This is a genomic window from Candidatus Neomarinimicrobiota bacterium, from assembly GCA_018647265.1.
Lineage (GTDB): Bacteria > Fidelibacterota > Marinisomatia > Marinisomatales > TCS55 > TCS55.
The window spans coordinates 1-11,490 of record JABGTK010000043.1 but is presented as its reverse complement, the minus strand read 5'-3'; the positions used below and the strand labels follow the sequence as shown (position 1 = coordinate 11,490).

Annotated in this window: 8 protein-coding genes; all 8 read right to left on the bottom strand. The window is 41.5% G+C overall.

The features are described 5' to 3' along the window. The coding region (locus tag HN459_03025) for a hypothetical protein (protein MBT3478413.1) at positions 1–242 on the bottom strand (242 nt) is incomplete at its 3' end. Continuing rightward, a complete protein-coding gene (locus HN459_03020; protein ID MBT3478412.1) occupies positions 239–730 on the bottom strand; it encodes a TlpA family protein disulfide reductase in 492 nt (163 codons plus the stop codon). The genes HN459_03025 and HN459_03020, both read right to left, overlap by 4 nt. A gap of 36 nt (positions 731–766) precedes the next feature. Next, positions 767–3,295 (bottom strand): zinc carboxypeptidase, encoded by a 2,529-nt coding sequence (locus HN459_03015; protein ID MBT3478411.1) that lies wholly within the window; start codon positions 3,293–3,295, stop codon positions 767–769. Between the two features lie 117 nt (positions 3,296–3,412). Beyond that, positions 3,413–4,990 carry an NAD(P)/FAD-dependent oxidoreductase gene (locus tag HN459_03010; protein ID MBT3478410.1) on the bottom strand — a complete coding sequence of 526 codons (1,578 nt, stop codon included), beginning with the start codon at positions 4,988–4,990 and terminating at the stop codon, positions 3,413–3,415. Next, positions 4,987–6,522 (bottom strand): arylsulfatase, encoded by a 1,536-nt coding sequence (locus HN459_03005; protein ID MBT3478409.1) that lies wholly within the window; start codon positions 6,520–6,522, stop codon positions 4,987–4,989. The genes HN459_03010 and HN459_03005 overlap by 4 nt, the downstream gene beginning before the upstream one ends. An 11-nt stretch (positions 6,523–6,533) precedes the next feature. Then, on the bottom strand, positions 6,534–7,910 hold the full coding sequence (locus HN459_03000; protein MBT3478408.1) for a sulfatase-like hydrolase/transferase: 1,377 nt from the start codon (positions 7,908–7,910) through the stop codon (positions 6,534–6,536). A gap of 131 nt (positions 7,911–8,041) precedes the next feature. Then, positions 8,042–9,868, bottom strand: a complete 1,827-nt coding sequence (typA, locus tag HN459_02995; GenBank protein ID MBT3478407.1) for a translational GTPase TypA — start codon at positions 9,866–9,868, stop codon at positions 8,042–8,044. 165 nt (positions 9,869–10,033) lie between these two features. Beyond that, positions 10,034–11,479, bottom strand: coding sequence for an amidohydrolase family protein (locus tag HN459_02990; GenBank protein MBT3478406.1), 1,446 nt, complete (start codon positions 11,477–11,479; stop codon positions 10,034–10,036). Positions 11,480–11,490 lie beyond the last annotated feature (11 nt).

Here is an 11,490-nt window from a genome sequence, read left to right as displayed (position 1 = left end):
TTGAAGGCCTGGATATTTTCTAGTGTGGCACCGGGATAGATTGAAGCGATAGATTGCCTTAATTCAGGCGATCCTTCTGTAAATCCATAGGTGAGTTCTGTATTCTCTATTTTTTCGATAAAATTACTTGAAAATAGTGATTTCAATGTTCCAGGGTGAACACCACTCTCCGATAAATTATAATCAACCTTGTTTTCCCAAATGGACTGCTGACGCTCTAATTGAAATGGTTCAAATTTCATAACCCAATTGCTTTCTGAATTGCTTTTTCAAAATGTTCTCTGGATTTCTTCATTTCCCAGTAATCGGTCACATTACCATTTTTATCATAGACTATAGTGAATGGCAATGCACCGGTCCATTTTTCGTGAATATCACGTATGAACTGGTTATCATTTCCATCAGACTTCATGAAGGATACACCCTTTACGCCATGGTCTTTAAGAAATTTAATTACCGCATCTTTTCGATCGGACCAATCTGCGCTGAAGAAATAAACTTTCAATCCCTTATCTTTGTATTCGTTGGATAGGTCAACAATCATTGGGAATTCTTCTATACAGGGCGCGCACCACGTGGCCCAAAAATTGACCAAGACTGCTTCATTCCCCTCGTGGGAAGCGATTTGTTTTTGGACATCTGAAGCATCGGCCGTTTTTAATTGGAGCTCAGATTGGCTACAGCCAAATAGGGTAATTAATAATATGGGTAATATTTTTTTCATTTTCATTTTGTGGCCACTTATCGCCGATTCGTCTTTACATTGTTAATTTCCGACAATAAATACTGCATTCCCGAATAACAGTTTCCCATTATACCAAAATGCTCTAAATAGTATATTATCAGATAGATATACAATTTCACCTCTACCAATTTCTTCAACACCAAAAACCATAGATTCCCTGAAATTTTCCTTTGCTTTGTATCCTACAAATCCACTCACTATTGCAGTGGAATCCTGAAGCGTACCCACATTCCATCCTTTGGGCAGATAAGCATAACGTCGGTTCCGGAGTTTCAAAGAAAAATAGGAATCATCATAACCAAATGCTAGAGGATGAGAATTATCCATTTTCACCTTAACGATTGAACCGTAAGCATTTTGACTTAGTCCCGAGCGTTGACGATCTTTATATGACCTTAATCTTTCAGATAGATCCCTCTCCTTTTTTTTCTTTTCAGACGATTTCTTCTCATCGTCATTTGCAAATTTTTTGAGGCCATACCCTTTCTGATCCACAAACTTATCCAAGGCTGAAGCCATGAGAATCAATCTGCCACCGGATCGCACCCAATGACGCAATTCATTCAAAGACTCTTTATTCAAATATGAATGATTTCCGGAAGGAAGAATCAAAACATCGAAATCATGCTTGGGGATATTGGTAAAATAATCACTGCCCAATACCGTAATAGGAAATTCAATTTGCCGCTCAAAGAAATGCCACACTTCACCATAAGCATAACTCCTTACACCGTCACCGGATATTAATCCTATTTTGGGCCGTTTCACCACCCGCATAGAGGATGAGCCAAAATCCTTTCCCTTACTGACAAAACCAGTGGATGCTGCTGTGAGGAATCGCTCAAACTTTTTGGCACCTTTTTGCACAATTTCGTCAAATGAAGGGCCTAATTTTTCGTTTCCTTTTCGCGTAATAACCAATGTACCACGGTTATACTTTTTTCCACCCAGTTCAAATGGCTCGTCTGAGACGCGGGTAACAATGTCATTTTTGAAAAGATATGCTAAAAATTTTAGATCATGGATGCCCTTCCAAGGAAGTATATATGCATAGGGCGATCCTGAAATTACTTTTGATTTTGACGTGAAATGTCGCGCGGTGGATGATTTCACATCTCCCTTTATTGCATAAGCGTCCAATCCGTAAACATAAGGCAAGGCCCAAGCGGTAAGATCATAGGATAATGTGTCCTGCAATGTGGTTTGGGGCTCAAACAAAACTTGGACCAGTACAGATTTTGGTTGTTTGGCAGATACGACCATATCGCCCTTTTTTAATCGTACTTGTTCCTTTTTTCCCGATTGATAGCTAAATCCCTTTACTGATTTCCCCACGCTCGCCACACGATGTTCAATACCATTTTTATCGAGCCACTCTTTCAGATCATTGACTTTATCAATTCGATTCGATTTTGGAATAATATAATGGTTGAATTCGCCACGAGGATTTTTCTTTCCATTTGCAAAAAACTTCGTGAATTCAGAAACCATGCGATCCACATTTTGGGACGCCACTTCTACTGTAGACAATCCTGTTGTATGGTGATGGGTTAGTCGATCTTTCAAAGTAAGTGTATCTCCATCTTCCGTCTCTACCGCAAGTCCGCCACGACTATGTCCAGCTTGCTCATAGGTCATCCCAATGGCACCGTTATAAGTGGGATAAGTATCCCCATAACTTGGGTATAAAAGGTCAAATACTTCTTTGGTGAAATAGAGCCAATTATTCTTGTCAAAATATTTAGCGTGATTCTTCCCGATCATGGTCTGGAGTTCACGTTGCCAATCGGTAATATATTCGTGGAATGGCTCTGCTGCCGGAGCAAAATAATAGGGATTATTGATACCCTGTTCATGAAAATCTACGTGTACATGAGGTAGCCACTGATTATAAAGCGTAATTCGCGATTCAGATTCAATTTGAGTTTGCCATGCCCAATCCCGGTTTAAGTCAAAATAATAATGGTTGGTTCGACCACCGGGCCAGGGTTCCATATGTTCTCTCCCCAGGGGATCTGCATCGGGCCAGCGGTTACCAGTCATCCGGAACCAGTTAGTGTATCTGTCCCGACCGTCAGGGTTAATGCAAGGATCCAAAATAACTATGGTATTTTCCAACCATTCTTGTGTGGATTTATTATTTCTATCCGCCAATGCATGAAGTGTTTTCATGGCCGCTTCAGTCGAGTTAGCTTCATTCCCATGGACGTTATAACTAAGCCAAACAATGCCCACTTTTTTACCAGTAGGATTCCCTTTCATAAGGCCCGCCCGTTTCAGGTTATCCATGCGCAAGTCATCGAGCATAGCCATGTTTTCATCACTGGATATAACTGCCACCAAAAGTGGCCGCTGTTCATAGGTTTTACCATAGGGAATAATCTTAACATTGGATGCAGCATCAGCCACATGTTCATAATATGAAACGACACGATGGTGATAAGTGAAATGATCACCCAAATCATATCCGAGGAATTCAGCTGGTGATTTTAATCCTCCTGCAAAAATTACGGAAATGGGTAATAGAATTTTAATTAGGACATTACGCATGGACACTCCTTTTAAAAATGTGCGAGGAAATTAGGTTAAGATGCACTAAGACAGAAAATAAAATAAGTAGAGACATATTGTACCGGCAAACAGGACTTCTCTACAAATTATAAACAATTAAAGTGATTTCATGAGATTCTTATTGAGAATGGATGAAGCGGTTAACAATCCTGAAAACAAGGCGCTTGTTAATCCCACTGTGGTAACATCTTGCCCTGTGAGAAAAAAATTGTTTATTTCTGTTTGTGGACGAAGCCAATTTTGTCGAAACCGTTCTGATGTATGATCGAGCCCATACATTTCTCCTGCAGGATAATGGGCCATATCTCGAACTGAAAGTGGTGTAGAAAGTTCATAAAAATCCATAGCACCCTCAGCTTGAGGCACATGCTGATACACCACATCTAATATTTTTTTGGATATGGATTTTTTAAATTCCTCATAGGATGCACCACGCTTTTTCCACGGTTCGTTCTCCCATTCCTTATAATCATCCCAACGACCCAAAGTAATTGCCTCCATTGTGGCACATCCAGGATGATTTTTAACCCAATCCGGGTCTTTTGCTGAAGGAAATGAAACATAAACAACTGGGAATTCACCTTTGGGATCATTTGTGTAATTGGTCACATTTTGATCATGATCATATCCGGGGTAAATCCATAGATTCGTTGTTTTTAGCCCTAACTCTTGAGCTGTTTTATTTAATCCCATATAAAGACAAACATAGCTTTCTGTTGGTTGAACTTTTTTCATTTTGGATTTGAATTGGTTTGACTGAGTTTGATTTCGTAAAAAGGTGTTTACAGTATTCACCAACCCCGCACTGCTGACAATTGTTTTTGCAAACAATTCATCCCCATTATCCAACCGAACGCCTATGGCTCTTTTCCCTTGAACTAATATTTCATCCACACCAGCATTCACCACAATTTTTCCACCGAGAGATTCAATAAGATCCGTAGCATATTCAGCAATCATTCGAGACCCGCCAACAGGATAATTTCCCCCATCCAGGTAATGGCGAGCCACCATGGCATGCATGGCAAAACTACTTCGTTTTGGCGGCAAACCGTAATCCCCCCACTGTCCTGTTAAAACACCTATCAATTTTTCATTTCTGGTGAATTGTTTCAAGACTTCTTTAGTGGACTTATCCGCATTTTTAAAAAATTGTTTTGTCATGGCGTTGCGCAGGAATGGGGCTAACCATTTTGGCAGTGCTTTACTGGCAAAAAAGCCTCGTCCACTTTTCACCTGGGCATGAAGTAACCTCACATATGCACGAATGGCTTCTTCTTCTCCCGGAAATTGGATAGACAATGTTTCGATGAACTTTTCTTGGGGAGCAATAAAATCATAAGATTTATCCGGAAAAATAATGCGATCATAATTATCGTCCATTTTTGCCCATTTTAGATTGCCGTCTGTCACGCGATCAAATAATCGGCGTGAATAAGATTTCTTATTATGCACTTCACCAATATAATGAATCCCTACATCCCATTCGTAATTCTTCCGTTTAAACGTGTGAGTAAATCCTCCCACTTTAAAATGTTTTTCTAGGACGAGGACTTTTTGACCATGTTCTGCCAACAATACTGCCGTAGTTAAGCCACTCATACCCGATCCAATTATAATTGCATCATAGCTTTCATCGCGAATTTCAGGGCGATATCCTTGCCATTTTTTCATTTCGGAAAATTATCTCCCAACTGTGGAAATTGAAACTTTTCTAGATATGACGGTGAATGCGCTTCAACCATTATGGCTTCCATTCTTTCAATAATCCTTGGATTGGATTCGGCCACATCATTCTGTTCTTGAATGTCCGATTCCAAATCATAAAGTTCGATGGCCATATTTCCTTTAAAGATTTCCCGGCGAATGGCTTTCCATTTACCCATTCTAACGGCTTGCTGGCCTTTGTAAGCGGGGAATTCCCAATAGAGGTACTCGTGGGCCACTGATTGTTCATGCCCCGTTAACGTAGGCAATAGACTAATACCGTCTATAGCTGGTGGCGAAGCCACCCCTGCAATTTCACTGAATGTTGGCATCATATCCTGGAATGCTGAAATATGGTTTGATTTACTGCCGTATTTTATTTTCCCTGGCCAACTGGCAATCATGGGGACGCGAATCCCTCCCTCATGAACAAATCCTTTTCCCCAGCCATATTCCGTTTTGAATGGCTTGGCACTGTCGAAATAAGGTGTGTCAGCACCACCGGTATAAGTGGGACCATTATCACTGGTGAAAATAATAAGTGTATTTTTGTATTGGCCAATTTCTACCAGCTTATTCACAATATCACCCACCTGTTCATCCAGAGCTGAGATCATAGCGGCATATGTAGCTTTCGGTGTTTGATTCGGGAAATAGGATTTACCCGTATAGGGCGTTTCCTCGCCCAGTTTTGCTTTATAATAATTCACCCACTTTTTTGGTGCTTGAAGTGGAAGGTGCGGTAAAGGTGATGCATAATATAAAAAGAATGGATTATCCTTATTATCCGCCATGAACTGTAGCGCTTCTTTGTGCATGAGTTCAGGTGCATAGTCATTCAATTCAAAATCAGCATAACTGGCGGAATCATTCGGGTCGGCCCCTTGGGCTAAATTTGAATGGGGAGCCACATTCTTATTGTCCAAAAGGTGCCGTTCTTCATTTCGCCATAAATGCATGGGGAAAAGTGTATGGGCCTGACGCTGACAATTATATCCATAAAAGAAATCGAAGCCCTGTTTGTTGGGCACGCCTTCTGTTGTGGGCGCACCCAACCCCCATTTGCCCACCATGCCCGTGGTATAACCGGCAGACTTCAGCACTTCTGCAATAGTGATTGTGCGGTCGGGAATTGGCCGTTGCCCTTCTAAATATGGATTATCAAACATGGCCTGGTAATTCCATGTGTCGCCCCTTTCTTTCCATTCATCATTCCCACGGATGGGTGTATGACCCGTATGCTGACCGGTCATAAATACGGAACGGGATGGGGCGCAAACTGGTGACCCTGAATAGTGGTCCGTGAATACCATTCCGTTTTTAGCCAAAGCATCAATGTTGGGCGTTTCAATAATCGTTTGTCCGTAAACACCCAGTTCACCATAGCCCAAATCATCGGCTAAAATGTAAATAATATTGGGACGACCCTCTTCTTTATTGCATGAATATATAGACAATGTAAATATTGTTATTATTATAGATATTAGTATTGATTTAATGTTTTTCATTATTACCTGTATTTATCAAATGTTTCCATTGCTCGTTTGCTGTTTACGCGTTTCGTCATCCACAATGGGCGTGTTAAAGTCACTTCCCAATCAAATAGTTTTTTGTATAACATTTTTACCTTTTGGGGATGTTTGGTGGCCAAATCATATGCTTCAATGGGGTCATTCGCAATGTTAAAAAGCATGGCGGGGCGATCGGGCATTCGTATCAATTTCCAATCTCCATCCCGTACGGCAGCTCTCGTTTCTTTTTTCCAGTACAATGTTTTATGGGGAATGTAATTTTTCTTTCCATTCAAAAACGGAATTAAGCTTACACCGTCCGTATTCTTAATTCCATCTATATCACCGCCAGATGCATCCACAAATGTGGGCAATAAATCGAAGGTACTGATGGGATGATCGAAAGTTGTATTACCGTTAAACTTATTGCCATATTTTAGAAGAAACGGTACACGAATCCCCCCTTCTAAATGGGTACCCTTTACACCGCTCAATGGCGCATTGGACGAATTATTGTTCCAAGCACCACCATTATCATTAGAAAAAACAATTAGCGTATTTTCAGTGAGACCCAGCTCATCTAGTTTGTTAAGTATTTGTCCACAGGCTCGATCCATCGCTTTTGTCATGGCATAAAGTTGACGACGCTTTTCTCCTAGACTATTTTTTTGCTCTGGAAGGTCAGCATCCAAATAATGCATAGGTGTGTGGACGGCATTAAAAGAAAGGAATAAGAAAAATGGATTATCTTTATTTCGCTCGATAGATGCCACTGCCTCATCCGCAAGCGCATCCGTGAGATACCCGTCATGTTCTTGGAAATTTCTAAAACCTCTCTCCATCCGTCGAAGCGAATCCTTGGGAGGTGATTCGTAAGGAAAATAATTTCGCGCGCCTCCACGGAATCCATAAAATTCGTCAAATCCCCGCTTTAACGGATGATATCGATTGGCCCCGCCCAAATGCCACTTGCCAAGATAAACATTGCGATATCCCGCCTTTTTGAGATAATCAGCGATAGTTCGCTGATCAAGTGGGAGTCCCATGTCTACTCCGGTAAGTCCAGCGGGACTCATGGCAGAGGGTACGTTATTCTCCTCAACACCGAATCGCTGTTGATAACGACCGGTCATGAGTCCTGCACGGGAAGGTCCACATACTGCGGCGGTGGTATATGCTTGGGTAAATTTTACACTCTCTCGAGCGAGTTTATCTAGATGGGGGGTATAAAATTTTGCACTACCTTGAAATCCAAAATCCGCATAACCTGCATCATCAGCAAAAAGAAATACAATATTGGGTGGGGAAGATTTTTTACCAGCGTACAGACCGGCAAGGAGAAAAATTATAATGAATAGATATTTTTTTGTCCCCATCCTCATGGTTAAAGATAGTGGACAATGGATCAAATCAGAAAGGAGAAACTATCGTTTTATTGATACCCTAATCTGAGTATGCAGTGGATTAACTAAATGCCACAGCATATAAATGTCAATTCAAATTCATATTAACCCGCGTGTTTGGCCTTACGTTGGGTGGACAATCGTTTATTAGCATCTAATTCCATTTTACGCAAACGAATGGATAATGGTGTCACTTCAACCAATTCATCTTCAGAAATAAATTCAATCGATTGGTCCAAAGAAAACTGTTTGGGGGGCCGAAGCACAACGGTGGTATCAGAAGAGGCAGCACGCATATTGGTTAATTTCTTTTCACGGGTAATATTGACCGAAATATCCTCGGTGCGATTGCGCTCACCAATAACCATCCCATCATAGACTTCGGTACCCACTTTTACAAAAAGTTCACCGCGATCCACCATACCGAAACAAGCGTATGTGGTTACTTTCCCTTGTCGATCAGCGATCATGGCACCAGTCATACGTTGGGGAATGCGACCGAACCATGGAGCAAAACCGTCAAATAACTTATTCATAATTCCGGCACCTTGAGTGTCGGTTAAAAATTGACTACGAAATCCAATCAATCCCCGCGAAGGAATGGCGAATTCCATAGAAACACGGCCGTGACCATGATTTACCAAATTGGTCATGCGCCCTTTACGCGTGGATAATTTTTCTGTAACAACACCCACCTTGTCCTCGGGAATATCGAGAAAAACTTTTTCCATAGGTTCCATGGTTTTTCCATCTTCTTCGTGGGTGATGACGTGGGGTTTTGAAACCATAAATTCGAACCCTTCACGGCGCATTGTTTCAATCAATATTGCCATCTGGAGTTCGCCGCGACCTCGAACTTCAAATACATCGGTTCGTTCTGTTTTGTGCACCTCAAGAGAAACATTCCCCAATATCTCTTTGTCCAATCGTTCGCTAATATTTCGAGAGGTTAGATATTTACCCTCCTTGCCGGCAAATGGGCCATTATTTACATAAAATAACATGGACACTGTTGGCTCATCAATAATGATCCGCGGCAATGGTTCGGGATTTTCATTGGCAGAAATGGTATCTCCAATAGTCACCCCATCGATTCCGGCTACGGCAATAATATCACCCGCTTCTAATTTGTCCACCGGGAGTTTTTGGAGTCCTTTAAATGTGTAAAGGGCAGAAAATTTTTGCCCATTTCGAATCCCATCGGCACCGCAAAGGGCATAAGATTTATTCATTTCTAACATGCCGTTATTCAAGCGCCCTATGGCTACCTGCCCTACGTAAGGATCATAATCTAAATTCGTAACCAAAAATTGCGGCGTATAATCATCGCTTGCCACGGGTCCTTCTATATTTTCCAGGATGGCATCAAACAATGGCGTTAAGTCTGTTGAATCATCTCCCATTTCGGCATGGGCGATGCCATCTTTAGCAATGGTATATAAGATTGGAAATTCAATTTGGTCTTCAGTGGCATCCAAGTCGATAAAGAGATCATACACCTCGTTTACCACTTCGTCAATTCGTGCATCGGATCGATCGATTTTGTTAATCACGAGAATAACGGGAAGATTCTTTTCTAACGTCTTTTTCAGGACAAATCGAGTTTGGGGAAGCGGTCCTTCACTGGCATCAACAAGGAGGAGTGCACCGTCAACAAGATTGAGACTTCTTTCTACCTCGCCACCGAAATCGGCGTGACCGGGGGTATCCATAATATTGATCTTCACACCTTTATAATGGATAGCCGTATTCTTGGCCGTAATGGTGATACCGCGTTCTTTTTCCAAATCCATGGAATCCATAACACGTTCTTCCACTTCTTGGTGTGCTTTAAACGTTCCCGATTGTTGTAAAAGACCGTCAACTAAGGTGGTTTTACCATGGTCAACGTGGGCAATGATAGCTATATTGCGAAAATTATTTTTTCTCATAATGAAATTAGTCTCAAATTAAAATTTTGGTGCCGAAATCAGCCGGGGAATTTCAACAATATATACGGAATTCGGAATGGAAATAGTCAGGTTAAAACAATTTAATGAAGAAACCCTATTATCGATAATTCAGTAATTAACCATTACTTTATATGGACAAAAAATCTACTTTCTATATTTACCCAGAATTGGTTTCCCAGGAAATTTATTTGGGACATTTTCTCCCTTATCTACCACCAAAGTCCCGTTCACCAATACAAATTCTACTCCTTGGGAGTATTGGAGTCCTTTAAAATCCGCCTTATCTATAATTGTCCGTGGGTTAAAAATTGTAATATCTGCATCCGCCCCTACTTGAAGTCGACCTTTATGCCGCATCATGGGCGCTACTCCTTCGATCCGTTTGGCCGGCATGATAGTCATTTTCTTTAATGCGGTCATTAGGTCCAACGCGCGTTCTTTGCGAACATATCTTCCCAATACTCTAGAAAATGTTCCTGCCGTCCGGGGATGAGCGCCCGGTGCAAAAGGCATTCCATCTGACGCAATCATTGTTACTGGATGGGCAACGCCTTGTTTTATCCAGGCGGGTTTCATCATATGAATAATCACAACACCGCCTTTTTTCCGATATTCATAAAAAGATTGACTATTTAGCCGTTCACCAGTCGCCTCCCACTGAATATCTTCATAGGATATATTAAGCGTTTCTTTCCATCCTTCGTCAAATAATGCGGACTCAAGAAATGTTGAGGCGGCCGTATAGGGATATACCTCAGTTGTAATATCCAATCCATTTTTTTGAGCCGATTCAACCATGGATAAGGTTGTTTCAATTTCCCCCAAGGACATACTGTTCGCATGAACTAAATGGACTGAAGCACCAGCCGTACCAGCATCTGCCATGGCTTCTTGAAGACCCGGAAGTCCAAATCCCCTCGTGTGGGTATATACGGGCACATCCATTGAGGCAGCAAATTCATACACTTGAAATATTTCCCCCGCGGTGGCACCAAGGTAGTACCCAATTGGCACACCAATTCCCAAGGCACCAGCCTCAAGATATTCTGACATCATTTGATGGGTACGATTTATTTCTTTTTGGGTCTGGGGCTTATAATTTGAAGCGGCAAATGCTTTAGAAAACCCTGCCAGTTCATTAAGGTTCAACCCTTCTTCTTCGACTTTTCTAAATATCTTTTTTGTCAATTTGGCATTGCCATCCATGGCCAAGGCACGGAGGTTAGCATGGGGTGCTGTTCCACCAAAATTCACAATTGAATTTCCGCTTTTTTGAGATATCCATTCACGGATAAAACTGACACCAACTTCCATTTCTAATGCAGTTGTTACACCATCTCTAGCTTGATAGCGATGAGCATCGTTAGATTGACCATGGGCATGAAGATCAATAAATCCGGGGGCAACCACCAATCCATTGGCATTTATAATCTGATTTCCACTAAGTGCTTTTTCACTGATTTCTACAATCCGATCACCGTTGATGCCTACATTTCGGACCGCATCCAACCCAGTTTCAGGATCCATCACACGACCACCGAGGATTACAATATCATAAGATTGCCCTACGATTAACGACAGTATTAACACCAAAATGGATA

Bases quoted from the DNA above. Each gene is read 5' to 3' on its own strand.
- HN459_03020 (MBT3478412.1), bottom strand. From the start codon at position 730: ATGAAAATGAAAAAAATATTACCCATATTATTAATTACCCTATTTGGC.
- HN459_03015 (MBT3478411.1), bottom strand. From the start codon at position 3,295: ATGCGTAATGTCCTAATTAAAATTCTATTACCCATTTCCGTAATTTTT.
- HN459_03010 (MBT3478410.1), bottom strand. From the start codon at position 4,990: ATGAAAAAATGGCAAGGATATCGCCCTGAAATTCGCGATGAAAGCTAT.
- HN459_03000 (MBT3478408.1), bottom strand. From the start codon at position 7,910: ATGGGGACAAAAAAATATCTATTCATTATAATTTTTCTCCTTGCCGGT.
- typA (MBT3478407.1), bottom strand. From the start codon at position 9,868: ATGAGAAAAAATAATTTTCGCAATATAGCTATCATTGCCCACGTTGAC.